We start from the raw sequence: 24,255 nt of genomic DNA on the forward strand, positions 1-24,255 counted from the left end.
CGCTCAGAACTGGAAGTAGAGGAAGGGCGAGTAGCTCTGCGCCGAGAGCTTGAGGATCGACGCGACGAACAGCAGCAGAACCAGCACGCGGGTGGCGTACAGGCTCCAGTCGAGGCCGACGCTGCCGTCGTGGTGCACCACCACCGGGCTGGCTTTCGCGGTCGGCCTGGCATTGCGGTAGAAGTCGCGCAGGCCGAACCAGGCCAGGGTGAGGTAGGCCAGGACCAGGGTCGCCACCTGCAGGCCGGTGAGGCTGGCGCGGTTAAGCTCCGACAGGTTCCAGTCGCCCAGGCTGAACATCGCGGCGTACATGCGGCCGGCCACGTGCAGGTTCTCGGCGCGGAAGATCACCCAGCCGATCACTACCAGCAGGAAGGTGAAGGCCCATTTGACCGGGTTGAAGCGCTGCGGGTTGGTGTCGATGCCCAGGGCCCGCTCGATCGCCAGCCACATGCCGTGCCAGGCGCCCCAGATGATGTAGGTGAAGTTGGCACCGTGCCACAGGCCGCCCAGGAGCATGGTCAGGAACAGGTTGCGGTAGGTGGCGAAGGTGCCGCCGCGGTTGCCGCCCAGGGTGATGTACAGGTAGTCGCGCAGCCAGGTGGACAGGCTGATGTGCCAGCGCCGCCAGAACTCGGTGATCGACTGGCTGATGTACGGCTGCTTGAAGTTCTCCATGAAGCGGAAGCCCATCATCAGGCCCAGGCCGATGGCCATGTCGCTGTAGCCGGAGAAGTCGAAGTACAGCTGCGCGGTATAGGCCAGGGCGCCGAGCCAGGCGTCGCCGGTGCTGGGGTTTTCCAGGGCGAAGCAATGGTCGGCGACCACCGCCAGGGTGTCGGCGATGAATACCTTCTTGATGAAGCCCTGCATGAAGCGGGTGCAGCCCTCGGCGAACTTGTCGACGGTGTGGGTGCGGTGGTTGAACTGGTCGGCGAGGTCCTTGAAGCGCAGCACGGGGCCGGCGATCAGGTGCGGGAAGATCGCGACGAAGGCGGCGAAGTCGATCAGGTTGCGGGTTGCCGGGGTGTCGCCGCGGTATACGTCGATGATGTAGCTGATGGACTCGAAGATGTAGAACGAGATACCGATCGGCAGCAGTACGTGGGTCAGGATGAACGGCTCGAGGCCGAACGAGGCCATGATCGCGTTGATGCTCTCGACACCGAAGTTGGCGTACTTGAAATAGCCGAGGATGCACAGGTCCACGGCCACGCCGAGCAGCAACCAGCGCTGGGCCGGTTTGGTCCGTACGCCGGCGGCGCCGACTTTCAGGCCGATCCAGTAGTTCCACAGGGTGACCCCGGCGAACAGGGCCAGGAAGTCCACCCGCCACCAGGCGTAGAACAGGTAGCTGGCCAGCAGCAGTAGCAGGTTGCGATAGCGTTGCCCGCTCAGGTAGTACAGGCCGAGGAAGATCGGCAGGAACAGGAACAGGAACACATTGGACGAGAAGACCATCCCGGTTCTCCTTGGTGGTCAGCTACGGGGCAACAGCGCCCCCCAAACCCCCCAGTCAGAAACCGGGGGAAACCGATGTTTCAATGTCACCGCCGATCCCCTGTGGGAGCGGGTTCACCCGCGATTGCAGTGGTGGGCTCACCGACGTCATCGCGGGTGAACCCGCTCCCACAGGGGACGCATAACGGCTGCTATTTGCGCTCTGCCGCCGGGTCGTAGACCCGGGTTACATCCCCGCCGAGGCGGAAGCTGTTGAACGGCTGCATGCCATGCCGGCGCTGCTGCACATCGGCATTGCACTGATAGAGGCTGCACCAGGGTTCGAGCCAGGCGTATTTGCTGTCGACCTTGAGGTCGTCCATATCCTGTTTCTCACCGTTCTTGCTGCGGAACGCCGAAGGATCCTTCGACCCACCCAGCACCCGCTCGCCCAGCCGTTTCAGCGCCTGGTGGTTTTCATCCTTCAGGTCCACGCCGTTGACCTGGGCGAAGCTGGCGATCATCGCCAGTGGCGGCAGGGCGTAGTTGTGGTAGGCCAGGGCACGCTGCCTGCGCTTGAGCTCGTTGGGCAGGAAGCCCTGGTCATCCACCTGGTTGGCGGCGACGCGGTACTCCTTCACCGACCAGTCGAACAGGTCGCGGCGGTCGGTGGCCACGGCGGTGGCCATCACCGACCAGGCCGCCCAGTAGCTGTGGTTGTTGATCTTCGCCAACGGCAGGTCGCTCCAGTCGCTGACCACCTGGTCGGCGACGCGGCCGAACCATTTCTCGATCTCTTCGGCCTGGGCCTGGTGCGCCGCCAGCGGCTTGGCGTTGGAAAACTTCAGGCGCAGCCACGAGCCGCTGAGGCTGCCCAGCGCCCATTTGCGCATGGACTTGCCGGTGTGGTTGAAGTCCTTCGACAGCAAGGCGTCGGCGCGGGCCCAGGTGTCCAGCCAGGTCAGGGCGCAGTCGAGCTGCGCCGGGCGGCCGTCGCGCATGTACTGGGTGACCAGCTTGGCCACGCCGCGCTCCAGGGTGGTGATGTCCTTGGTCGAGTCGCGGAAGGCTTTCTCCGACACCGCGTTCAGGGTCGAGCGCGCCGAGTCCGAGCCCTCGTACTTGCTGCGGAATTGCAGGCTGCCGGTGTAGGGCGTGGGCACCGCTTCGCACTGGAAATTGCCGTCGCCGGTCTTCTGTTTCTCGATGCCGGCGTAGTAGCCCTGGGGCGGTACCAGCCCGGCGAATGCCTGGCTGGAGGCCGCGAGCAGTACCGCGCTGGCGATCATGCTGAGTCTGTTCATGGGGTCCTCACAGTCCGGCCTGGGCGTTGCGCGGGGCATCGCCGACAGGGCCGCGTTTGCACAGGGTGGCCTGGACTTTCTGGGTACCGCTCTCCGGCCCTTGCAGCTCGACGGCGAGCAGGGTCTGCCCGGCCCAGTCCTCGTCTTCACGCAACTGGAAGGCGAAGCGGCCATCGGTGTCGGAAGTGGTCGGCTTCTCGATCTTGATGTCCTCGTGGCGGCCGTTGAGGTACCAGAGGGTGGCCTGCATGACCTTGACCGAGGTGTCTTCGAAGCGGATGTCCAACTGGTGGTTGCGGTTGGTCAGGTCCTTGATCACGCCATCGCGGCCGTTGACCATCAGCTCGTTCTTGCCTGGCTTGATGGCGGTGCTGGCGCTCATTTGCGCCGGCTTGCCTTCGCAGCCGTTGTCGAGCAGGGCGAGCATCTGCCGCCAGATGGTTTCCTGGTTCAGCGGGTACAGCGGGGAGAATTCCCAGATCAGGATCTTCGGCGGGTTCTTCTTGAATTCCTCGCTGCCCAGGTACTGGATCATCGAGCCTTCCAGGCCGCCACCGGGGAAGGCGACGTTGAGCACGTCGGCGCCGATGTACTGTTCCAGGAAGCCCGAGAAGTTGTAGTTCTTGCCGCTGTGGCTGGTACCGACCAGGGTGATCTGCGCGTTGCCGGAATCACCGAACAGGTCGTCGCTGCCGCCGCTGGAGCCCTTCGGCTCGGTGGCGAACTGGTCCATGTACTGCACCGCATAGCTGGTGCCGCACAGCTGGCCGGCGACGTTGTGCAGGGTGCCGGTCTTGCCCATGCGCCCGGACTTCTTCGTCTCGAACTCCTTGCGCGGGATGCCTTCGAAGGCCGGCATGGCGTGCACGGTCTGGGCCACGATCTTCGCTGCGCGCTCGGCGCCGTACGGGGTCCAGTGCTGGTCGCCGCGGAAGTAGAAGTCCTTGCCCTGGTCGGCGGCGGCCAGTTGCTCGTTGGTCAGCGGCGACAGGTCGGGAACGTTGTAGCCCATGGCGCGGAAGCGCTTGAGCATGGCCTGGTAGTTGCCCAGGGCCTTCTGGTAATCGAACTTCGCCTTTTCCTCGGGAGTGAGCATGTTGCGGTTCACCAGGCCGCGGGTCGGCTGGTAGACCACCACCAGCTCGATGCCGCGCGCCTTGAAGGCGTCATGCAGTTGTTGCAGGCGCTTGTAGCCGGCGGGCGTGGTGTCGAATTCGGTACGCAGGTCTTCCCGGGTACGGAACAGCCAGTCGCCCTTGGCCTGGACCAGGGTGGTGAAGTTCTGCTGGTAGCGCGTGGTGTAGCGGCTGGCGTCGTGGGCCTCGGGGCACAGCTGGCAGCACGGCTCGGCGGTGAAGCTTGGGGCGGTGACCTGGTCGGCGCGCGCGCCGTTGGCGATTGCCAGCAGGGCGGCGCTGAGGCCCAGGAGTTTGATCAGGTGTGGAGTCATGTTCGGGCTTCCTCAGTCTGCCATTTCGGTCTGGCGTTCGACCGGATCGATCAGCACGGCCTTCTGCTGGCGCACCATCAGGTCGAGGATCTCGTTCTGCCGTTCGCCCAGCACGCCGGACAAACTGATACCGCTGGCCTTGCTCGGCGCCAGCATCGACACGCGGTACAGCTCCACGCTCAGCGGCGAGTCGATGGACAGCGGGCCGCTGCCGTTGGCCGCCAGCTCGCCGCCGACCACGATCAGCGAGACCTTGGTGTCGAAGGGGTCGAGGGCGATGTTGCGGTCGGTGTCGGAGAGGTCCTTGATGTGGCCGTAGACACCGACCAGGCCGTTGGCCATGGCGAGGTTTTCGTACAGGCGGATATTCACGCTGTTGCGCACGCGGATGCCGTGGCGGCGGTTGCTGATCAGCTTGTTGCCCCAGATCAGGTTGTCGCCGCTTTCATACAGGGTGATGCCGTCGGTGTGGTTGCGGTAGATCTCGTTGTAGGCGATCAGGTTGTTGACGCTGTTGCGGTCGATCACCACGCCGGAGAGCTTGTTGTCATAGCTCTTGTTGTTGATGATCCAGCTGTCGTTGACCTCCCGGGAAATGATGATCCCGTGCTTCTTCTTGGTGCCGTACACCGTGTTGCCGGCGATGATCAGGCGGTGCGAACGGTCGTGGGGGTCGATGCCGTAGACGATGTTGTCGCTGTAGGTGTTGTCCTTGACCACGAAGTCGCTGGTTTCATAGCAGTAGAAGCCGTACCACATGTCGCTGAAGGTCGAGCCGATGATCCAGCCGGTGGGTTCGGCGCGGCCCATCTGCTTGGCCATGTTCGGCGTGTACTGCGAGATGCTCACGCCATAGGACTTGCTTTTCGCATAGCCGAAGCTGGCCATGGTGCTGTTGACGATGTAGGTCTCGGTGCCGCCCCAGGACAGCAGGAACGGACGGAATTCGTCGGGCTTGCGGAAGGTCGCCGGGCCGTTGTCCTTCTCGCGCCAGCCGATCACCCGGGTGTCGCTGACGAACAGCTTGCCGTCGTTGACCAGGAACGAACCGCCCTCCTGGGACAGGCGCAGTTCCTTGACCTTGCCGTCGATTTCCAGGGTTGCGCCGTTGCCGACCACGATTGGCAGGCGGGCCAGGTACACGCCTGGCGAGGTCTGGCGGAGGAAGCGCTCGGGAACCTTCTTCGCCAGCTCGGTGAAGTTCACGTGGCCGCCGTCGATGAAGATCGCCTGGGGAATGCCGCGCTGGCGGGCCACCCATTCGGCGCCCTTGTTGTCGCCACCGATGAACTCCTTGAGCACGTCTTCCTGGAGCATGCGCCGCACCGAGACCTTGCCCGGCTTGCGCCGGTCGATCTTCTTCTGCACGGCCTCGGCGGTATAGCCGGAGAGGTCCGGCAGCTTCGGCGGGTCGAGGTGCAGCGGCTCCACCGGCGCGGTGCTGACGGTGTAGGTCTTGGCCTGTTGCAGCTCCTTGGCCACTGGCGCCGGCGCCTGGCCGTTGCTGGCCTGGGCGACGCTGGTGGCCAGCAGCAAGGCGCCGGCCAGCAGGGTGTGAAGCCTGTTCGGGTGAAGGGTCATGTCAGTGCTCTCCGCTCATCAGAAGCGCCAGACCACGTCGATGAAGGCGCGGTGCATGTACGAGTCGGCCTCTTTGCCGTAGGCGTCGCCCGGCTTGAACACGCCGCCGCGAAAACGCACCAGTGCCGAGGGTTCGTCGATGGATTTGCTCAGGGCCGCCGGCAGCAGGCCCTGCTTGAAGTACTTGGTGACCACCAGGTCCATCTCCTGCCCGACATCCTTCTCGCCCTGGACCAGCGGACGGTTGATGCCGCCATCGTCGACCACCGCGTTGATGCCGCTGCCGCCGATGTTCTGGTCGCCGTCGACGCGCCAGAACTTGTGGTAGATCAGGCTGGCGTCGTAGTCGTCGCGCAGTTGCCAGGAGGTGAACAGGGTGGCCGCCTGCAGGTTGCCCAGTTCGCCGCGGAACGCCTCGCCGAAGCGGTGCACGCGCGAGCGCGTGCCGGTCCAGTTGGAGCGGTTGGATTCCAGGCCGGTCTGCTCGTAGTTGCTGGAGCCATCGTCGCCACCGCCGCCGCTGCCACGGGCATAGGCCGCACCGACCTGCCAGTTGGGGTCGAGGCGCAGGCGAATGCCGAGGTCGGTGGCCCAGGCATTGACGTCGCCGCTTTGCTTGCCGGTGGCGACCTGGTCGCCGCCCACGCTGGTGCTGCTCAGGGTGTCACGATCGCCGGTCAGCCAGGTCACGCTGCCCCAGTAGTTGAGGGTGTTCTGGTTGCGCCAGTTGTAGGCGTCGCTGTTGGCTTCCAGGCCCAGCCAGGTGAGGTCGCCGGTGCGGGTCTTGTCGAGGGCGTCGAGGGTCTCGCCCGGGCTCTTGAGCTTGCCGTCGTCGTGGGTATGGTGGGCGCGCAGGCCGACCCAATGGCCCGGCGTCCACTGCGCGGCGATATCGCCGTAGACGTGCAGGCGGTCCTTGTCTTCGGCTGCCAGTTCGGTGAGGTCGGTGCGGTATTCGCTGAAGCGCTCGGCCACGCCCAGGTTGGCGCGCAGCAGGGTGGTGTCGAAGGTCCAGTTCAGCGCTTCGATATTGGTGTCGCGCCACATGCCGTCGTCGTTGCGCAGGCGCTGGCGGCCGAAGCGCAGCTCTTCGCCGGGGTAGGCGGTGAAGCCCTTGTAGCCAACCCAGAACTCGCGCATCGCCAGGTAGTTCTTCTTGGCTTCGCGGTCGTCGTTGCTGCTGTTGGAATCCTGGATCTCGCTGCCGTCGGCGGACTGGCGGCTGGTGTCGGTCTCGATGATATCGGTGGCCGCCACCGCCTGGCCCATGGCGTAGGCGCTCCAGTCGCCGCGCTCGAAGTACACCCAGGGGCGCAGGTCGATACCGAGGCCGTTGACGTCGCCACCGTCGCGGGTGCCGAGGTCGCGGTCGTCCTCGGACTGGCCGGTGATCTTCACTTCCAGGCCGAAGTTCTTTTCAGCGGTTTCGGCGGCCAGGGTCGGGCACGCCCAGAACAACGCGAAACTCAGGCCGAGACCGGCTTTCATCCACGGGTTGAGCATCATAGGGAAGAGTCCTCACCTTGTTCTTCTTCATCGCCTTTCACGGCGTGCAGCGCCAGCGCACCCGGGCCTGGACCGAGGGCGCCGCGGGCGGCGCGCTCCTGTTCCAGCAGGCGCTGGGCGGCGGCTTTCTGTTGCGGATTCAGTTGGCTGTCCAGCTCGCCGGCCAGGGCGGTGGACTGTTCGCTCGGGTTGGCCTGGGCCAGTTGCGCGAAGACCCACGCATTGACCGGGTTCTGGCGAATGCCGTGGCCTTCGCTGTACAGCTGGGCCAGGGCGTAGTCGGCGCTGAGCTGGCCGCCCCGGGCGGCCTGGAGCAGATGGTCGACCGCTTTCTGCGGTTCGACGGTGCCCAGGTAGCCGCGGCGATAGAGCTGGCCGAGGTAGTAATGGGCGCTGACCTCGCCGGCTGCGGCAGCGGCCAGCAGATGGGTCTCGGCCAGCTTGGCATCGGCGGGGATGCTCTTGCCTTCGTAATAGAGGCGACCGAGCAGCAATTCGGCGCGTGGCTGTTCAGCGTCGCGGCCCTTGTCGATGTATTCCATCAGCTTGTCGCTGTCGCCCAGTTCGGGGAAGTCGTACAGCAGTTGCGCCAGGCTGACCCACGACGCCGGATTCTGCGGGGCGATGTCTTCGAGCAGGGCCTGGGCGGTTTTCTCGTCGGTCTGGCCGAGGCTGCGGTCGGCGAGCACGCGGGCCACGCTGTCGACCCGGCTGGCCGGAACGGTGCCGCGCTGGTAAGCGTTCTTGAGCTGGTCCAGCAGCGCTGCCTGCTGTTCCGGCTGGGCGCGTTTCTGGTACACGGTGGCCAGTTCGACGTAGCAGATATCGGTGCTGTTCAGGGCCGCCTTGCAGATCCGTTCGACCTCGTCCAGATGCTGGTCGTAGGTGCCTTGGGTGCGGTAGAGCAGGACCTGGGCCAGGCCGGCCTCCGGGTAGCCGGCGCTGCGCCACTGGTCGATCTGCTGCTGGGCGTTCACCTTGGGGAAGCTCTGCGGGTATTGCAGGTAGAGCATCGCCAGGGGAATCAGGGTGTTGCTTTCGCCATTGGCGAAGGCCTGTTTCAGCAGGGTTTCGGCTTCGTGGCGTTCGGCTTCGCTGCTGTCCGGCTTGGCCACCAGCAGGCGACCGAGACGGGCCTGGGCGCGGGACGAGGTTTCAGCGGCAGCGCGGTAGGTGGCCTCGGCCTGCTTGAGTTCGGCCGGGTCACCGGTTGCCACCTGGATGTCGGCGAGGCCGACCTGCGCTTCGCTGTAGCCGAGGTCGGCGAGTTGCCGGTAGTTGCGTTCGGCGGTGGCGGTGTCGCCGTTCTTCAGGGCCTCGTTGGCCAGGCGCTGGTCGGGCAGGCCGGCGCAGCCGGTGAGGCTGATCGCCAGGGCCAGGGCACAGAGCAGTGGTACTGCTGAGGGCCTCATCGCGGGTGAACCCGCTCCCACAGGGGTTCCGCGCTCTCCTGTGGGAGCGGCGGTTCGGCGCCCCGATTTACCCGCGATTGGGTGCGACACGTAGTAACTGTTCATCACCGAACTCCTCTTCAGAGCCCATGCGCCATGGCGCTGTCGATCAGCCAGTCCAGCGACGGGCCGCGCTTGGCGTTGACGCTCGCTGGCAGGCCGACCATCTGGCTCGGCAGCGGTGCATCCGGCTTGATCTGCACGCGGATGTCCGAGGACAGGTCGTCGCTGTTGAGGTTGGCGCTGCTGACGATGCGCCCGGTGCGCTCTTCGCCGTCGCCGGCGATCTGGAAGTTGACCCGGGTGCCTGGCTTGACGTCGTCGAACTGGCGATAGCTGAAGCGTGCGTCGATGGTCGGATTGCTGGTGCGCGGGATCAGCTGGAAGATCACCGCGCCCTTGGCCGCGTACTGGCCGTCATCCACCAGTTGGCGGGCGACGGTGCAGTCGCACGGGCTGGTAAGGGTGCCGCTCATCTGCTTGCCGAACAGTTCCTCGACCTTGGCCGGTTCCAGTTGCTCGTCGTCCAGGTGGCCCTTGAGCAGGTCGAGCATGCTGGTGCTGAACGAAGCCAGCGGCGCGCCCTTGACGACCTCGGCACCGTTTTCCACCAGGGCCTGCAGGGTGCCGTCGCGCGGCATGGTGACCTGGGTGGTGGGCACGCTGACCACGCCGGCTTCGGCATGGCTGACGAAGTACACGCCGTACACCGACTTGGCGATGAAGGCGAAGGCGGCGACGCCGACTACGAACACGCCGAGGCTGAAGGTCACGGCGCGCAGGCGGCCCAGCGGGCTGAGGCCGCCGCCGTCGTTCTTCTGCTTGCGCGCCTTGGTGAAGTTGTCGCGCTGCAGGGTACTGAGCACGTCGCCGATGCTGATCAGCTCGCCGGACAGGTGCGAGGTGATCAGGTGGCGCAAGGTGGCGATGTCGCGTGGCTCGAGGTTCTGGAACTGCACGCCGGTCCGGCCGTCGGCCGCGTTGTGCGAGCGCACCTGGAACTCGATATCCATCGACAGGCCCAGGTTGTCGACGGTGAACTGCAGGCGTCCGCGCATCACTTCGCCCACGGGCAGCGGCTGTTTGGCGTGGAAGCTCAGGCCGCCTGCGGAGAGGTCTTCGACCTTGACCTCGACGGTCTCGCGGTTCGCATTCAGGTAGCGCAGCCTGGCCGGGATCTTGACCCGGGCATGCTGGCGCTGGGTTTCGGACTCATGCACGACATTGACATTCACGGCGGTATTCATGGCGATGTTTTCCTGTTGGATCCGTAGGGTTGCGGCGACTCACACGACCACGAACAGCACAGCAACGAAGATGCTGGCCGCCGAGAAGGTCATGGTCCGGGAGGACCAGGTGTTGAACCATTGCTGGAAGCTGGCGAGGTCGCGTTTGAGTGCGGTGGGCTGGCGGGTCCAGGACTGGCGGTCGAGGCGGAAGAACACGTAGATCTTCATCAGCGCGCCGACGATCTGGTTGTAATAGAGGATCAGCGGGTAGGCCGGGCCGATCTTGTGTCCGGAGCACAGCAGCATGATCGTGAGGATCAGGCGGGTGATGCCGATCCACAGCAGGTAGGCGAGGATGAACTTGCCGCCGAACTTGAAGCTGGCGATCAGCGCCACGGTCAGGCCGAGCAGGCTGGTCCACATCGAGACGCGCTGGTCGAACAGCACCACGCTGGTGAACAGGCCGAGGCGGCGCATCCCCAGGCCCAGGGCGCGGGAGTTCTGCCGCAGGTTGTTGCCGTACCAGCGGTACATCAGCTTGCGGCTGGCCTTGAAGAAGCTCTTTTCCGGCGGATGCTCGACAGTGTTGATGTCGGCGTCGGGCACGTAGAAGGTGTCGTAGCCCAGGCGCATCAGGCTGAACCAGCTGGACTTGTCGTCGCCGGTGAGGAATTTGAAGCGGCCGAGGCGCCAGTGGTACAGCGAGTCGCTTTCGACGTCGGCGATGAATTCGGGGTTGGTGACTACCGTGGCGCGGAACATCGACATGCGCCCGGTCATGGTCAGCACGCGCTTGGACAGGGCCATGGAGCACATGTTGATGTGGCGTTGGGCGAAGCGCAGCTTGTGCCATTCGCTCATCACGTAGCCGCCGCGCACTTCGCAGAATTCGTTGGTGGTCAGGCCGCCGACATTGCCGAACAGCTTGAACCAGGGCACGGTCTTGCGTACCACGCCTTCGCCGAGCACGGTGTCGCCGTCGATCACCGCAACCACGGCATTCTCGTCCGGCAGGTGGCGGGAGATGGCGCGGAAACCGAAGGCCAGGCCGTCGCGCTTGCCGGTCCCGGCGATGCGCACGAAGTCCAGGCTGACGTGTTCCGGCGGGTTGTACTTGGCCCACAGGCTCTTGATCAGCAGCTCGTCGGACATTTCCACCAGTGAGCAGACCACGGTGGTCGGGTAGCCGCACTGGATCGCTTCGCGGATAACCGAGCTGTACACCTGGGCGGTGGTCAGGGCGTCGATGCGGAAACTGGTGACCATCAGGTACACGTGGGACGGATCGGCCGCCTTGCCCAGCTTGCGCACCTGGCGCCGCAGCCGTGGGTAGACCACGTAGAGGAACAGCATGCCGCGCACGAAGTGGGTCGCGCCCATGGAATAGCGCCAGATGCCGACGGCGCCGATCAGGAACAGGAAGTCCTTGGAGTCGGGGTCGAACAGGGTGTTGGGCAGGGCCAGGGCGATCAGCATGAGCAGGCTCACGTAGAACAGCCAACCGGCGGCCTGCAGCAGGCCGTGCTTGAGGCTTTGCATGTTCAGCATCCGTATCGGTGACGGGACGTTCGAAAAAGCGCGCGGGGCCGCACGGCCCCGCGCAGCCTGCTTACCAGCAGATACCTTCGGTACGGCTGGCCGGGCAGGTGGTCTTGCTCATGAAGCCGACCAGGTCGATCACTTGCTTGCCGGCCGGGGCCTGCTGGGCCAGGGCTCGGAACTGCTCGTCGCGGTTGCCCAGGACGATGATCTCGGCGTCGTCGATGACCTTCTGGAAGTCGTCGTTGAGCAGCGAGGAGACGTGAGGGATCTTCGACTCGATGTAGTCCTTGTTGGCGCCATGGACCCGGGCGTACTGCACGTTCTGGTCGTAGATGTTCAACTGGTAGCCCTTGCCGATCAGGCGTTCGGCCAGTTCCACCAGCGGGCTTTCGCGCAGGTCGTCGGTGCCGGCCTTGAAGCTCAGGCCGAGCAGGGCGACCTTGCGCTTGTCATGGCTTTCGATGATGTCGAAGGCGTTCTGCACCTGGGATTCGTTGCTGCGCATCAGCGAGTCGAGCAGCGGCGCCTTCACGTCGAGGCTGCCGGCGCGGTAGGTGAGGGCGCGTACGTCCTTGGGCAGGCACGAGCCGCCGAAGGCGAAGCCCGGGCGCATGTAGTACTGGGACAGGTTGAGGGCCTTGTCCTGGCAGACCACGTCCATCACCTCGCGGCCATCGACGCCGACGGCCTTGGCGATGTTGCCGATCTCGTTGGCGAAGGTGACCTTGGTCGCATGCCAGACGTTGCAGGTGTACTTGATCATCTCGGCGACTTCGATGTCCTTGCGGATGATCGGCGCATCGAGTTCCTCGTAGAGGGCCTGGAGCACGTCGCCGCTGGCCTTGTCCAGCTCACCGATGACGGTCATCGGCGGGTGGTCGTAGTCCTTGATCGCGGTGCTTTCACGCAGGAACTCGGGGTTGACCGCCACGCCGAAATCGACGCCGGCCTTCTTGCCCGAGCAGTCTTCGAGGATCGGGATCACCACGTTCTTCACGGTGCCCGGCAGCACGGTGCTGCGTACCACGATGGTGTGACGGCTGGCTTTCTCGCGCAGGACGAAGCCGATCTCGCGGCACACCGACTCGATGTACTCCAGGCCAAGGTCGCCGTTCTTCTTGCTCGGGGTGCCGACGCAGATCATCGACAGGTCGCTGTCGCGGATGGCCTGGGAGAAATCGGTGGTGCCACGCAGGCGACCGTTGGCGATACCCTGTTGCAACAGGGTTTCCAGGCCGGGTTCGACGATCGGGGACTTGCCCTGGTTGATCAGGTCGATCTTGGTTGCGGAAACATCCACGCCGATGACCTCATGGCCCCGGGCAGACAGGCATCCGGCACAGACTGCACCCACATAACCCAAACCAAAGATGCTGATACGCATCGCATTCACCTCATGTAGTTAGCTACGCCGATTCCATTCAAAGAACCGGACCGGGTTGATTACCAGCCGTTTTTCGGGCGCGCGAAACCGAAGCGAAAGTTCCGGGGTTCGCACGCAGGCATAAGTAAGTTGTGAGCGCTTAAATACATGCACTCAAATAAGGCAGCCAATGGCCATAAAACGGGGCATGCCCCAAACGCTAGCCGTCTTTATTGCAGTACCGCTGTTTCAATACTGCAGTGCTTGTTCTTTCAACTGGATTAAATCCTTTGAAATCAACCACTAGGACGAATTTTGAGTGCGTCTTCTCCTGGGCCTGAGCGGTGCTCCGGACGGGTTCCGGGCATAGGCTCGACTGGGTCCGTACAACTTCCACACTGGAATGTTTGTTATGTAAGTCATTTCTCACATGCTGCTCTGGAAAATCGTTACCGGTGGTATGAGCGGCTATCCGAGGGATAGTTCCGGAGGTGCGGGAGGCGTGGTGAAAGATTTTTTAATATTTTTTAATGGTGGAATACTTTCAATCTGATAGCACGCGGGAGTTTCACCCCGATATATACGGGGCGAACTTGGGGTGGGATGGTTTTGTGCCATTACGGAAAATTTTTTCAGGATTTTTCGTCAAAAAACTACGAACGGTCTTATGGCGTTTTGCGATAACGCAAGAAGGGTGGTTTTTTGGCGCCGGGATGTTGGCGGATTTGAGGGGCAGGGGGATTTGTTTTGTTCATGATGGCCTCATCGCTGGCAAGCCAGCTCCCACAGGTTCCGCGATCCCTGTGGGAGCTGGCTTGCCAGCGATGAGGCCATCAGCCATACGGCAGATCAATCGTCAGGATGATCCCGCAGGAACACCAGATTGTCCGGTTTCGACTGCTCGGCACTGTAGTAGTACCCCTGCACATCGAACTGCTTGAGCTGTTCCGGGTCGTTGATCCGCTCCTGGATCACGAAACGGCTCATCAGGCCCCGGGCTTTCTTGGCGTAGAAGCTGATGATCTTGTATTGCCCGTTCTTCTGGTCGCGAAACTCGGTATTGATCACCCGGGCCTTGAGCGCACTGCGTTTCACCGCGCTGAAATACTCGTTGCTGGCCAGGTTGAGCAGCAGGTCGTCGCCTTGCTCGGCCAGCGCCTGGTTCAACCATTCGCTGATCCGCGTGCCCCAGAAGGCGTACAGGTCCTTGCCGCGGGCGTTGGCCAGCTTGGTGCCCATCTCCAGGCGGTAGGGCTGCATCAGGTCCAGCGGGCGCAGCAGGCCATAGAGGCCGGAGAGCATGCGCAGGTGGTCCTGGGCGTAGCTGAAGTCGTCCTCCTCCAGGCTTTCGGCATCCAGCCCGGTATAGACGTCGCCCTTGAAGGCCAGCAGCGCCTGCTTGGCGTTGACCGGGGTGAACTGCGGGGTCCAGCTGCCGAAGCGCGCGGCATTGAGGCCGGCGAGCTTGTCGGAAAGGTGCATCAGCTCGCTGATCTGCGCCGGAGACAGCTCGCGCAGTTGCAGGATCAGCTCCTGGGAGTCGTCCAGGTACTGCGGCAGGGTGAAGCGCGAGGTCACCGGCGGGGTGTCGTAGTCGAGGGTCTTGGCGGGGGAAATCACCGTCAGCATAAGGTCGGCTCCTTGGATCGTCGGGCGATTCTACGGGGCGCGACTAATGTTCTCCAGCTATCGCGGCGATAGGCACAAGCGCTGCTATAGTGCCCGGCGGATCAATGCAAGAGTGTTCATCGTGCGTAAAGCCCTCGTCGCCCTGACCGTCCTGCTGGCCTTCGGCGCCCAGGCCGCTATGCAGCCCGTTGCCGTTTTCGATCGTGCTGCCTGGCCGGAGACCCTGGATACCCCGGTGCTTTTCGACGTGGCCTCGCGGGCCGAGACCCTTTCCTTCGCGCGGGTACTGAGCGAAAGCGAAGTCCTCGACGACGCGACCCTTACCGCCCGGCTGCAACTGCGCCAGGCCAATATGCCGATGATCCGCGAAGTGCGTGAGCGCTTATGGCGCACCCTGTGGCGCAACTACGACATGGCCCAGCAAAGTTGCGAGCAGGATGCGTCGTTCTGCTACGTGGTGGAAAACCTCGGCGACCTGCGCCGTACGGCTGCTACCTTCGCCGTCGAGGCCGACTCCTTCTATGCCGGTTGGGCCGAACCGAGCCGGCAGTTCCATATCGCCTACCTGAACGAAATCCTGCGCAAGGCCGCGCTGTTTCCTCAGACCGCCAGCGAGGTGGCGCTGTTCTCGCCCCAGGAACTGACGGGGGACCGCCTGAATGACCGCCTGTTCCTGCTTAGCTTCGACGGCGGCCCCAGCGTGATCCCCGGCAATACCGAAGCCCTGGCCACCTTCCTGCGCAAGCAGAAGCTGCATGGCCTGTTCTTCGTTCTCGGGCAGAACCTGCAGAACCGCCGCGACCGGCAGTCGCTGCAGGCGCTGCGGGACATGTATCGCGGGCAATGCGTCGGTACCCAGGGTTGGCAGTACCGTTCCCATGCGCAATGGAAGGACTGGGAGGACTCGGTGATTCGCGGGGTGGCGCGGGCGCAGAGCGATCTGCCGGAGCAGTACGTGCCACTGTTCCGCCCGCCCTACGGGCAACGTCGTGCCGACAGCCCGGCCTTCTTCGCCAGTCAGAACCTCAGGGTCGCCCTGTGGGATATAGACGCCCAGGATCTCGGCGCACTGACCGCCGAGCAGTCGGCGCAGCGCACCCTGACCTTGATGCTGCTATGGCGTCGCGGCCTGATCCAGCTCAACGACAGCCAGCCCAAGGCCCTGGAAGTAGTGACCTGGCTGCTGACCAATACGGCACGAAGCGGGATCGGCTGGGAGGACTGCCGCGACTTCGCCGGGCAGTGATCGGACGGGGAGTGGTGAAAGGATTCAACGCAGTCCACTCCTGACTGTAGTCGGGGTTTCCCGGCTCGCCAAGGGCTATTCGTCAAAGCGAAAAATAAACTTCACCAACCGGTAAAAACGCTTTTTCCTGCAATGGTTTTTGCGGTATGTAGGAGTCAGACGGCCGAATCCTGCAGCCAGGTGGCGTCTCCAGGGACCTTCCTTATGCAGGTGCACTTCCCGCCCGTAACGACGCGGATACGGGAAGAACGGCGTCACTCTGCGATGCAGCCGTAGCGCATCGTGTAGCCCCACATAAGGTGACCGAGTATGGATGACCAAGGACGCACTTCTTCCTCCGACCAGCCAATCCTGTATGTGTTGGACACCAACGTCCTGATTCACGACCCCAATGCCCTGCTCAATTTCGAAGAACACCACGTCGCCATTCCCATGACGGTGCTGGAAGAACTCGACAAGCTCAAGACCGGCAAACATACAGTCGCCGCCGAATGCCGCCAGGCCATCCGCCTTATCGACCAGACCCTGGGCGATGCCACACCGTCCGATGTCGAGCTGGGTGTCCCCATCCAGCGCGGCAAGAGCGGTCCGAAGGGGTCGCTGTCGATCCTGATGACCGAGCGCACCGAACCCAATCGCCTGCTCCCTGAACACCTCAACGACAACATCATCATCAACCAGGTCCTGGACCTGCGCAGCAAGCACAAGCATCGCGACGTGGTGCTGGTGACCAAAGACATCAACATGCGCCTCAAGGCCCGCGCCTGCGGGATCGCGGCCGAGGACTACAGCACCGACCAACTGGTCGATGACGTCAGCCTGCTATCCAAGGGCTATCACTCGGTGACGGGCTCCTTCTGGGATCGCGTTGCGAAGGTCGAAACCCGTCAGGAGCGCGGCCGTACCTGGCATCGGGTGCAACTGATCGACAACCTGCCGGCGGTTCATGTCAACGAGTTCATCATCGATGAACAGGGCTTCGTTGGCTGGATCAAGGGCATCAAGGACAGCGAGCTGCTGCTCCTGGACCTGCACCAGGAGCCGCTGCTGCACCAGGAAGCCTGGGGCCTCAAGCCGCGTGACATCCACCAGGGCCTGGCGCTGTTCGCCTTGCTCGACCCGGATATCCACCTGGTCAACCTGACCGGCGCCGCCGGTTCCGGCAAGACCATCCTGGCGCTGGCAGCGGCGATCGAGCAGACCATGGTCAGCAAGCGCTACCGGCGCATCATCGCAACCCGCAGCGTGCAGGGCCTGGACCAGGAAATCGGCTTCCTGCCCGGCACCGAGGCGGAAAAGATGGAACCGTGGCTCGGCGCCATCACCGACAACCTCGAAGCCCTGCACATGGATGACGAGAGCACGCACGGCAGTGTCGAATACATTCTCGAAAGGGTCCCGTTGCAGTTCAAATCCCTGAACTACATCCGCGGGCGCAGCTTCCAGCAAAGCTTGATCCTCATCGACGAATGCCAGAACCTCACCCCGCACCAGATGAAAACCATCATCACCCGTGCCGGTGCAGGCTCCAAGGTGATCTGCCTGGGCAACCTGGCGCAGATCGACACGCCCTACCTCTCGGCCACCAGCTCGGGTCTGACCTACCTCACCGAGCGCTTCAAGGACTTCCCGAACGGGGTGCATATCACCTTGCAAGGGGTGCCGCGGTCGATTCTGGCCGAGTACGCCGAGTCGCATCTGTAAACGACAGCACCGGGCGGCCAAGCGCCGCCCGGCTTTTTTTCGCTGCCAGATCCTGACTCGCGGGTTTACAATCCCCACCCCCGATCAGGAGTTCCCTCTGTGCTGACTCATCTCGATTCCCAGGGCCGTGCCGCGATGGTCGATGTGACCGACAAGGCCGTGACCTTCCGCGAAGCCGTGGCCGAAGCGCGTGTGCGCATGCTGCCGCAGACCCTGAGCATGATCGTCGACGGTGCCCATCCCAAGGGCGATGTGTTCGCCGTGGCGCGTATCGCTGGCATCCAGGCGGCGAAGAAGACCAGTGATCTTATTCCGCTGTGCCATCCGCTGATGCTGACCGGGGTGAAGGTCGAGCTGAGCGCCGAGGGCAGCGACTGCGTGCATATCGTTGCGCGCTGCAAGCTGTCCGGGCAGACCGGGGTGGAGATGGAGGCGCTGACGGCCGCCAGCGTCGCCGCGCTGACCCTCTATGACATGTGCAAGGCGGTAGACCGCGGCATGACCATCGAGAGCGTGCGTCTGCTGGAGAAACTCGGCGGCAAGAGCGGCCATTACCAGGCTGATGCGCAATGAAGATCAATGTCGTGTATTTCGCCCGCTACCGCGAGGTGCTGGGGCTCGATGGCGAAACGCTGGAAGGCGATTTCGCCCGTATCGAGGATGTGCGCCAGGCCCTGCTCGGCAAGGGCGAAGCCTATGCGGTGCTGGCCGGGCAGAACCTGATGTGCGCGCGCAACCAGGATCTGTGCAGGACGGACGAAACCCTTGCAGACGGCGACGAAGTGGCTTTCTTCCCGCCGGTTACCGGAGGTTGAGATGAGCGTCAGGGTACAGGCTGCGCCTTTCGACCCGGGAGCGGAAACCAATGCCATGCATGCGGCCAATGTCGGTGTTGGCGCGGTGGTGGCGTTTGTCGGCTATGTCCGCGATTTCAATGATGGCCTGGATGTGGCCGGGATGTTTCTCGAGCACTACCCGGGCATGACCGAAAAGGCCCTGGGCAAGATCGTGGCCGAGGCCGGGCAGCGCTGGCCGTTGCTCAAGGTCGAGGTGCTGCACCGGGTCGGGGCTCTGCAGCCAGGCGAGCCGATCGTCTTCGTCGGCGTCGCCAGCGCCCATCGCCAGGCGGCGTTCGACGCCTGCAATTTCATCATGGACTACCTCAAGACCCGGGCACCGTTCTGGAAGAAGGAGCAGACCAGCGAAGGGGAGCGCTGGGTCGAGGGCAGGCAGAGCGATACCGATGCGGCGGGGCGTTGGTAGACAACACTTCTGAAAACCATGCAAAACCCTGTGGGAACAGGGTTTTGTGTTGTTCTGGCGATTTAGGTTGTTGTGTTTCCATACGATAAAGTCCAGTATGGATTAACAAGTACAAATAACCACCGGCCCTCGGGCCCGACTCCTTTCCTCTGTCTTGTCACCCCCAACACAACAACGAGCGAGAGAGCCCCATCATGAAGACCACCCACCTGATCGCCGGCCTGGCCCTCGGCCTGCTGGCCAGCAGCCCGCTGTTCGCCGCGGAAAAGACCCTGCGCATCGGCATCGAGGCGGCCTACCCACCGTTCGCCTACAAGACCCCGGACGGCAATATCGCCGGCTTCGACTACGACATCGGCAACGCCCTGTGCGCCGAGATGAAGGTCGAGTGCAAGTGGACCGAACAGGAATACGATGGCCTGATCCCGTCGCTGAAGGTGAAGAAGATCGACGCCGCGCTGTCTTCGATCACCATCACCGAGGAACGCAAGAAATCCGTGGACTTCACCCACAAGTACTACTTCACCGGGGCGCGCCTGGCGATGAAGGAGGGCAGCCAGGTCGATGACCAGTACGAAGCCCTGAAAGGCAAGCGCATCGGCGTGCAGCGGGCGACCACCACCGACCGTTATGTCACTGCGGTGCTGGTGCCCAAGGGCGTGGAAGTGGTGCGCTACACCACCAACGAAGAAATCTTCATGGACATGGCCTCGGGCCGGCTCGACGGGGTTTTCGCCGACACCATCCCGCTGCAGTTGGGCTTCCTCGAGAGTGACAAGGGCAAGGGCTTCGCGTTCGTCGGCCCGGAACTGAAGGATCCGAAGTTCGTCGGTGAAGGCGCCGGTATCGCCGTGCGCAAGGGCAATACCGAGCTGGTCGCGGAACTGAACAAGGCCATCGATGCGATTCGCGCCAATGGCGAGTACCAGAAGATCCAGGCCAAGTACTTCAAGACCGATATCTACGGCGACTGATCTGTCGCCCCAAGCCAGGGCCTGACGCTGTTCAGGCCTTGAGCTCCTTCAGGTGCTTGTACACCGTCGCCCGCCCCATGTTCAGCACATTGGCCACATAGTTGGCCGCACTCTTGCCCTTGAACGCGCCTTCGGCATGCAGGGCCAGGACCAGTTCGCGCTTGTGATCGCGGGTGAGCAGGTTGAGGCTGAGCTGACGCTGGCGCAGCCAACTGTTGAGGAAGGTGTTGATACGTTCCTGCCAATCATCGCGGAACAGTGATTCCGGCTGTGGAATCAGCTTGCCCGGCGAAAGGAACAGGTCCAGCGCCGCCTTGACGTTCTCGAACAGGGAAATGTTCAGGTTGATGCACAGCACCGCCAGCGGCTGGCCCGACGGGTCGCGCAGCACGGTGCTCAGCGAGCGGATCTTCTGGCCGTCCCAGTTGAGCTTTTCATAAGGGCCGATATTGGTTTCGTCGGTGCCCTCCTCGAACATGTCTTCCAGCGCCGCGTCGTCGCCGATCTCGCGCTTGGACAGGTTGTTGGCGATGTAGTCGATCTTCTGCGTGCGCAGGTCGTGCAAGACCACTTCGGCGTGGGGGAAGAACAAGGTGGCGATGGCATCGGCGATCGCCCGGTAGTTCTGCAGGAATGGATCGGGGCTGGACATTCTGGCGGGCTCCGCGATGGGGTCGGCGCCCTTGGTGCAGGGCGCTGGGAGTTTGCCGCAAACGGCCGGAGGAGTCACCCGCCGAGGCGCGCGGGTGACAGTTGTGCGGCGCTCAGGCCGAAGCCACGCAATTCGGCCGGCAATTCTTCTCCACGCACCAGGGCGGCGCTGGCCTGGCCCATGGCCGGCGAGGTCTGGATGCCATAGCCACCTTGCGCGGCGACCCAGAACAGGCCGGTCACCAAGGGGTCGAAGCCGGCCACCAGGTCGCCGTCGGCAACGAAGCTGCGCAGCCCGGCCCAGGTGCGGAAGGGGCGGCGGATCGTCAGGGTGGTGGCTTCCTCGATCTGGTAGATGCCCAGGGCGATGTCCAGCTCTTCCGGCTGTACATCGTGGGGCTCGACCGGGTCGGCGTTGCACGGCGAACCCAGGAGCATGCCGGCGTCGGGCTTCATGTAGAACGACTCGTCCAGGCTGACCAGCATCGGCCAGGCGTGGGTGTCGATGCCTGCCGGCGCTTCGAAGATGAACGCGGCGCGGCGCTTGGGTTGCAGGCCCAGCGGCCTGGCCCCGGCCAGCTCACCGATCCTGTCGGCCCAGCCTCCGGCGGCATTGATCAGCACCGGGGCGCGGAACTTACCGCGTGAGGTTTCGACGAGCCACTGACCCTGCGCATCCTTGTCCAGGCCCAGCACCTCGCAATCGCCATGGATCTCGCCCTGCTGGCGACGGATGCCGCGCAAGTAGCCCTGGTGCAGGCCGTCGGTATCGATATCGCTGGCGCTGGGGTCGTACAGGGCACCGTGGACCTTTTCCCGCTTGAGCACCGGAATCCGCGCGCAGGCTTCATCGGCGTCGAGCAACTGCATGTCCGGCACGCAGGCGCGGGCGCTTTCGAACTGGCGCTGGAGTTCTTCGGCATCGCCTTCGAAGTCCACGGTCATCTCGCCGCGCGGGGTCAGTAGCGGGTGGTCGGCGAAGCCAGCAGGCGGCTGGTCGAAGAAGGCCCGGCTGGCGAGGGTCAGGGCGCGTACCTGCGGCGTGCCGTAGGCAGCGGTGTAGAGCGCCGCCGAGCGACCGGTGGAGTGATAGCCCGGCAGGGTTTCGCGCTCCAGCAGCAGGACCTTGCCGTGGGGCGCCAGCCAGTAGCCGGTGGACGCGCCGGCAATGCCGGCGCCGATGATGATGTAGTCGGCCTGTTGCATGACAGTCTCCGCGACTCAGTGGCTGCACTGCAGATGGTAGAGGGCATTGGCCAGGGCGATGTCTTCCAGGCCGAGGCCGATGGAGCGGAAGAACGCATGGCGCTTGTATTCGGGGCGGGCGGCATGGCCGCTGACCAGTTCCGGCAGGTCGCCGACGATGGCGGCCTGGTTCCAGCCATGCTGTTCGGCGGCCAGGCGCATTTCGCCGGCGCTGCCCGGGGTGGTCTTGCGGTAGTCGCAGTAGACGTCCATCGCTGCCAGGCTGGCCGGTGGTACTTCGTGGGCGCGTACGGCGTTGGTGCTGATCGAGGTGATCAGCGCCGGTTTGCTCAGCTTGGCCGGGTCGATCACCGGCTTGGCCGAAGAGGTGCAAAGCAGGATCACATCGGCGTCGTGCAGCGCGCTATCGAGGTCATCATGCAGGTCCAGGCGGCTGTCCAGGGCGAGAAGGGCGTTGCGCTGCTCGGCACTTTTGCCGTGCAGGGAGGGCGAGTACAGGCGGATGTCCTGCCATTCGCGCAATTCGCTGACGTAATGCAAATGGGCGAGGGCGATCGGACCGCTGCCGATGATGGCCAGGCGCCGGGCGTCGGCCGGGGCCATGGTATCCACCGCAACGGCGGTGGTGGCGGCGGTACGCGCCGTGGTCAGTTCGCCGGCGTCGCAGAGCAGCAGGGGCTGGCCGCTGTCCATCGACATCAGCAAGGTCCAGGCGGTCACCAGCGGCCCCTGGTCGCGGACGATGTAGGGAGACGTCTTGACGCCATAGACCCGTTCTTCGGCGAGCACGCCGCCGTAGTTGATGAAATCGCCCTGGCCGGCGGGAAACTCCACCAGTTGCTGTGGCGGTTGCACCGCCTGGCCGGCGGCCAGGTCGCGGAACAGGTCGCGCAGCACCCGGGGAACATCCACCCGGGCGAGCAGTTGGCGGGCTTGCTGCTGATCGATGACTAGAGGCGCGGCCATTGGGTGGGGCTCCGGGGTTGGTTGATAAACTAATTTTTCCATTATGGACTTTTAGTTTAAGTATTTTCCATCCCCAAGGTCTGAAATTTGTGGTGTTGCTGATGGCCCTATCGCTGGCGCGCCGCCGATCCTGTGGGAGCTGGCTTGCCAGCGATGAGGCCATCAGCATCACCAACAATCTCCAGGCATAAAAAAACGCAGTCCGAAGACTGCGTTCCTTGTCATCACCCGTGCTTTTTCGGCACCGGCTTGAGCAACTCCGTAGGCGGCATCTCGCAACTGATCTTGCGCCCGAGCAGTTCCTCGATCGCCGGCAATTGGTAGGAATCGTCCTCGCCGGCAAAGCTGATCGATACCCCGCTGGTCCCGGCCCGGCCGGTGCGGCCGATGCGGTGCACGTAGTCGTCCGGATCTTCCGGCAGGGTGAAGTTGATCACGTGGCTGATGCCATCGATGTGAATACCGCGACCGGCGACGTCGGTGGCGACCAGCACGGTGATGCGGCCTTCGCGGAAGTTCTCCAGGGTGCGGATGCGCTTGTGCTGCGGCACGTCGCCGGACAACTGCGCAGCGTTGACACCGTCGCGCACCAGGCGCTCTTCGATCCGCCGCACTTCGTCCTTGCGGTTGGCGAAGACGATGACCCGTTCCCACTTGTTCCCGGTGACCAGGTTGTACAGCAGCTTGTACTTGTCGCTGCCGGCAACGGCGTAGACATGCTGCTCCACGGTTTCGCTGGCAACGTTCTCCGGCTCGATCTCGACGATGGCCGGATTGGTGGTCCATTGCTTGGCCAGGTTCATCACGTCTTCGGTGAAGGTGGCCGAGAACAGCAGCGTCTGGCGCTCGCTCTTGGGCGGGGTCTGGCGAATGATCTGGCGCACCTGCGGGATGAAGCCCATGTCGAGCATGCGGTCGGCTTCGTCCAGCACCATCACCTCGACCATGTCCAGGTGCACTTCGCCACGCTGGTTGAAGTCCAGCAGGCGGCCCGGGGTGGCGACGAGGATGTCGCAGTGGCGGGCTTCGAGGGCCTTGAGCTGCTTGTCGTAGTCCATACCCCCGACGAAGGTCATCACGTTGAGGCCGGTGTACTTGGTCAGCGCCGCGGCATCCTTGGCGATCTGCACCACCAGCTCGCGGGTCGGGGCAATGATCAGTGCCCGCGGCTCGCCCATGTAGCGCTCCTTGGGCGGCGGGGTCTGCTGCAGCTGGGTGATGATCGAGATCAGGAAGGCCGCGGTCTTGCCGGTGCCGGTCTGGGCCCGGCCGATTGCATCCTGGCCGCGCAGGGTGAACCCCAGCACCTGGGCCTGGATCGGCGTGCAATAGGGGAAGCCGAGGTCGTGGATGGCATGCATCAGCTCCGGCGAGAGCTTGAAATCATGGAAGCGGGTCTTGCCTTCCTGCGGCTCGACCACGAAATCTTCCAGCTTCCAGGTCGAGGCCTGGGGCTTCGGCTTGCGTTCGCGGCGCGGCTTGGCGGCAGGCTGGCTGCGTGCAGGCTTGGCCGCCTCCGTGGTCTCTGCGCGGGCTGGCGTTTCGGCTTTGCGCTGGTCGACGGCGGGCGGTGCGGGAGCGGGAGTCGGGGCAGGTGGCTGCATCACGGGGGCAGCGCTTTCGGCGACGAGTTGCTCAACCTCGCCTTTGCCGAACATCTTCTTGAGTGCTTTGAGCACGATCTTCTCATCGATTGGTTAAGGAATGTACGCCGGGCAGTGTAATGCAAGATTCGGGCTCGGCGTAGTGG

At 63.8% G+C, this 24,255-nt stretch carries 20 protein-coding genes; 6 read left to right on the top strand and 14 right to left on the bottom strand.

Annotation, left to right across the window (positions count from 1 at the left end; translation table 11 throughout):
- Positions 1–3 precede the first annotated feature (3 nt).
- The 10 genes from ACKLLE_RS16825 to yaaA form a co-directional block, all read right to left on the bottom strand.
- Positions 4–1,461, bottom strand: coding sequence for an MBOAT family O-acyltransferase (locus ACKLLE_RS16825; RefSeq protein WP_064302417.1), 1,458 nt, complete (start codon positions 1,459–1,461; stop codon positions 4–6).
- Between the two features lie 191 nt (positions 1,462–1,652).
- Positions 1,653–2,744 (bottom strand): mannuronate-specific alginate lyase, encoded by a 1,092-nt coding sequence (locus ACKLLE_RS16830; RefSeq protein ID WP_420058580.1) that lies wholly within the window; start codon positions 2,742–2,744, stop codon positions 1,653–1,655.
- 7 nt (positions 2,745–2,751) lie between these two features.
- Complete coding sequence (locus ACKLLE_RS16835) at positions 2,752–4,194, bottom strand: alginate O-acetyltransferase (RefSeq protein WP_064302419.1); 1,443 nt, start codon at positions 4,192–4,194, stop codon at positions 2,752–2,754.
- A gap of 12 nt (positions 4,195–4,206) precedes the next feature.
- Positions 4,207–5,775 carry a mannuronan 5-epimerase AlgG gene (algG, locus tag ACKLLE_RS16840; RefSeq protein WP_064302420.1) on the bottom strand — a complete coding sequence of 523 codons (1,569 nt, stop codon included), beginning with the start codon at positions 5,773–5,775 and terminating at the stop codon, positions 4,207–4,209.
- Between the two features lie 18 nt (positions 5,776–5,793).
- On the bottom strand, positions 5,794–7,281 hold the full coding sequence (locus ACKLLE_RS16845; protein ID WP_420058581.1) for an alginate export family protein: 1,488 nt from the start codon (positions 7,279–7,281) through the stop codon (positions 5,794–5,796).
- A complete protein-coding gene (gene algK, locus ACKLLE_RS16850; protein ID WP_420058582.1) occupies positions 7,278–8,693 on the bottom strand; it encodes an alginate biosynthesis TPR repeat lipoprotein AlgK in 1,416 nt (471 codons plus the stop codon). Before algK ends, ACKLLE_RS16845 begins: the two co-directional genes overlap by 4 nt.
- Before the next feature lie 119 nt (positions 8,694–8,812).
- Positions 8,813–9,979, bottom strand: a complete 1,167-nt coding sequence (locus ACKLLE_RS16855) for a PilZ domain-containing protein (RefSeq protein ID WP_420058583.1) — start codon at positions 9,977–9,979, stop codon at positions 8,813–8,815.
- A 39-nt stretch (positions 9,980–10,018) separates the two neighbouring features.
- Complete coding sequence (gene alg8, locus ACKLLE_RS16860; protein ID WP_009395031.1) at positions 10,019–11,500, bottom strand: mannuronan synthase; 1,482 nt, start codon at positions 11,498–11,500, stop codon at positions 10,019–10,021.
- A gap of 70 nt (positions 11,501–11,570) precedes the next feature.
- Positions 11,571–12,887 carry a nucleotide sugar dehydrogenase gene (locus ACKLLE_RS16865; protein WP_420058584.1) on the bottom strand — a complete coding sequence of 439 codons (1,317 nt, stop codon included), beginning with the start codon at positions 12,885–12,887 and terminating at the stop codon, positions 11,571–11,573.
- A gap of 828 nt (positions 12,888–13,715) precedes the next feature.
- Complete coding sequence (gene yaaA / locus ACKLLE_RS16870) at positions 13,716–14,495, bottom strand: peroxide stress protein YaaA (RefSeq protein WP_420058585.1); 780 nt, start codon at positions 14,493–14,495, stop codon at positions 13,716–13,718.
- Between the two features lie 121 nt (positions 14,496–14,616).
- Between yaaA and ACKLLE_RS16875 the strand changes: the two genes are divergently transcribed.
- The 6 genes from ACKLLE_RS16875 (at position 14,617) to ACKLLE_RS16900 (ending at position 19,682) form a co-directional block, all read left to right on the top strand.
- Positions 14,617–15,741 carry a polysaccharide deacetylase family protein gene (locus ACKLLE_RS16875; RefSeq protein WP_420058586.1) on the top strand — a complete coding sequence of 375 codons (1,125 nt, stop codon included), beginning with the start codon at positions 14,617–14,619 and terminating at the stop codon, positions 15,739–15,741.
- A gap of 309 nt (positions 15,742–16,050) precedes the next feature.
- Positions 16,051–17,445 carry a PhoH family protein gene (locus ACKLLE_RS16880; RefSeq protein WP_009408163.1) on the top strand — a complete coding sequence of 465 codons (1,395 nt, stop codon included), beginning with the start codon at positions 16,051–16,053 and terminating at the stop codon, positions 17,443–17,445.
- A 99-nt stretch (positions 17,446–17,544) separates the two neighbouring features.
- On the top strand, positions 17,545–18,018 hold the full coding sequence (gene moaC / locus ACKLLE_RS16885) for a cyclic pyranopterin monophosphate synthase MoaC (RefSeq protein ID WP_064302425.1): 474 nt from the start codon (positions 17,545–17,547) through the stop codon (positions 18,016–18,018).
- A complete protein-coding gene (locus ACKLLE_RS16890) occupies positions 18,015–18,260 on the top strand; it encodes a MoaD/ThiS family protein (protein ID WP_064302426.1) in 246 nt (81 codons plus the stop codon). Before moaC ends, ACKLLE_RS16890 begins: the two co-directional genes overlap by 4 nt.
- A 1-nt stretch (position 18,261) precedes the next feature.
- Positions 18,262–18,708, top strand: coding sequence for a molybdopterin synthase catalytic subunit MoaE (gene moaE / locus ACKLLE_RS16895; protein ID WP_064302427.1), 447 nt, complete (start codon positions 18,262–18,264; stop codon positions 18,706–18,708).
- Between the two features lie 194 nt (positions 18,709–18,902).
- Entirely contained in the window at positions 18,903–19,682 is a 780-nt protein-coding gene (locus ACKLLE_RS16900; RefSeq protein ID WP_064302428.1) for an ABC transporter substrate-binding protein, read from the top strand.
- Between the two features lie 31 nt (positions 19,683–19,713).
- On the opposite strand, the gene ACKLLE_RS16905 is transcribed toward ACKLLE_RS16900, so the two are convergent.
- From ACKLLE_RS16905 to rhlB, 4 genes are all read right to left on the bottom strand, one after another.
- Positions 19,714–20,334, bottom strand: coding sequence for a helix-turn-helix transcriptional regulator (locus ACKLLE_RS16905; RefSeq protein ID WP_064302429.1), 621 nt, complete (start codon positions 20,332–20,334; stop codon positions 19,714–19,716).
- A 74-nt stretch (positions 20,335–20,408) separates the two neighbouring features.
- Complete coding sequence (locus ACKLLE_RS16910; protein ID WP_420058587.1) at positions 20,409–21,539, bottom strand: NAD(P)/FAD-dependent oxidoreductase; 1,131 nt, start codon at positions 21,537–21,539, stop codon at positions 20,409–20,411.
- 15 nt (positions 21,540–21,554) lie between these two features.
- Positions 21,555–22,505: an ornithine cyclodeaminase family protein gene (locus ACKLLE_RS16915; protein WP_420058588.1), complete on the bottom strand. Its 951-nt coding sequence runs from the start codon at positions 22,503–22,505 to the stop codon at positions 21,555–21,557.
- Between the two features lie 224 nt (positions 22,506–22,729).
- Complete coding sequence (rhlB, locus tag ACKLLE_RS16920; protein WP_064302432.1) at positions 22,730–24,184, bottom strand: ATP-dependent RNA helicase RhlB; 1,455 nt, start codon at positions 24,182–24,184, stop codon at positions 22,730–22,732.
- Positions 24,185–24,255: the final 71 nt, after the last annotated feature.

The organism is Pseudomonas bharatica (assembly GCF_048586865.1).
Lineage (GTDB): Bacteria > Pseudomonadota > Gammaproteobacteria > Pseudomonadales > Pseudomonadaceae > Aquipseudomonas > Aquipseudomonas bharatica.

Excerpts from the sequence above, each read along its gene's own strand:
- ACKLLE_RS16825 (WP_064302417.1), bottom strand. The coding sequence starts at position 1,461 with ATGGTCTTCTCGTCCAATGTGTTCCTGTTCCTGTTCCTGCCGATCTTC.
- ACKLLE_RS16830 (WP_420058580.1), bottom strand. The coding sequence starts at position 2,744 with ATGAACAGACTCAGCATGATCGCCAGCGCGGTACTGCTCGCGGCCTCC.
- ACKLLE_RS16835 (WP_064302419.1), bottom strand. The coding sequence starts at position 4,194 with ATGACTCCACACCTGATCAAACTCCTGGGCCTCAGCGCCGCCCTGCTG.
- algG (WP_064302420.1), bottom strand. The coding sequence starts at position 5,775 with ATGACCCTTCACCCGAACAGGCTTCACACCCTGCTGGCCGGCGCCTTG.
- ACKLLE_RS16845 (WP_420058581.1), bottom strand. The coding sequence starts at position 7,281 with ATGATGCTCAACCCGTGGATGAAAGCCGGTCTCGGCCTGAGTTTCGCG.
- algK (WP_420058582.1), bottom strand. The coding sequence starts at position 8,693 with ATGAGGCCCTCAGCAGTACCACTGCTCTGTGCCCTGGCCCTGGCGATC.
- ACKLLE_RS16855 (WP_420058583.1), bottom strand. The coding sequence starts at position 9,979 with ATGAATACCGCCGTGAATGTCAATGTCGTGCATGAGTCCGAAACCCAG.
- alg8 (WP_009395031.1), bottom strand. The coding sequence starts at position 11,500 with ATGCAAAGCCTCAAGCACGGCCTGCTGCAGGCCGCCGGTTGGCTGTTC.
- ACKLLE_RS16865 (WP_420058584.1), bottom strand. The coding sequence starts at position 12,887 with ATGCGTATCAGCATCTTTGGTTTGGGTTATGTGGGTGCAGTCTGTGCC.
- yaaA (WP_420058585.1), bottom strand. The coding sequence starts at position 14,495 with ATGCTGACGGTGATTTCCCCCGCCAAGACCCTCGACTACGACACCCCG.
- ACKLLE_RS16880 (WP_009408163.1), top strand. The coding sequence starts at position 16,051 with ATGGATGACCAAGGACGCACTTCTTCCTCCGACCAGCCAATCCTGTAT.
- ACKLLE_RS16890 (WP_064302426.1), top strand. The coding sequence starts at position 18,015 with ATGAAGATCAATGTCGTGTATTTCGCCCGCTACCGCGAGGTGCTGGGG.
- moaE (WP_064302427.1), top strand. The coding sequence starts at position 18,262 with ATGAGCGTCAGGGTACAGGCTGCGCCTTTCGACCCGGGAGCGGAAACC.
- ACKLLE_RS16900 (WP_064302428.1), top strand. The coding sequence starts at position 18,903 with ATGAAGACCACCCACCTGATCGCCGGCCTGGCCCTCGGCCTGCTGGCC.
- ACKLLE_RS16905 (WP_064302429.1), bottom strand. The coding sequence starts at position 20,334 with ATGTCCAGCCCCGATCCATTCCTGCAGAACTACCGGGCGATCGCCGAT.
- ACKLLE_RS16910 (WP_420058587.1), bottom strand. The coding sequence starts at position 21,539 with ATGCAACAGGCCGACTACATCATCATCGGCGCCGGCATTGCCGGCGCG.
- ACKLLE_RS16915 (WP_420058588.1), bottom strand. The coding sequence starts at position 22,505 with ATGGCCGCGCCTCTAGTCATCGATCAGCAGCAAGCCCGCCAACTGCTC.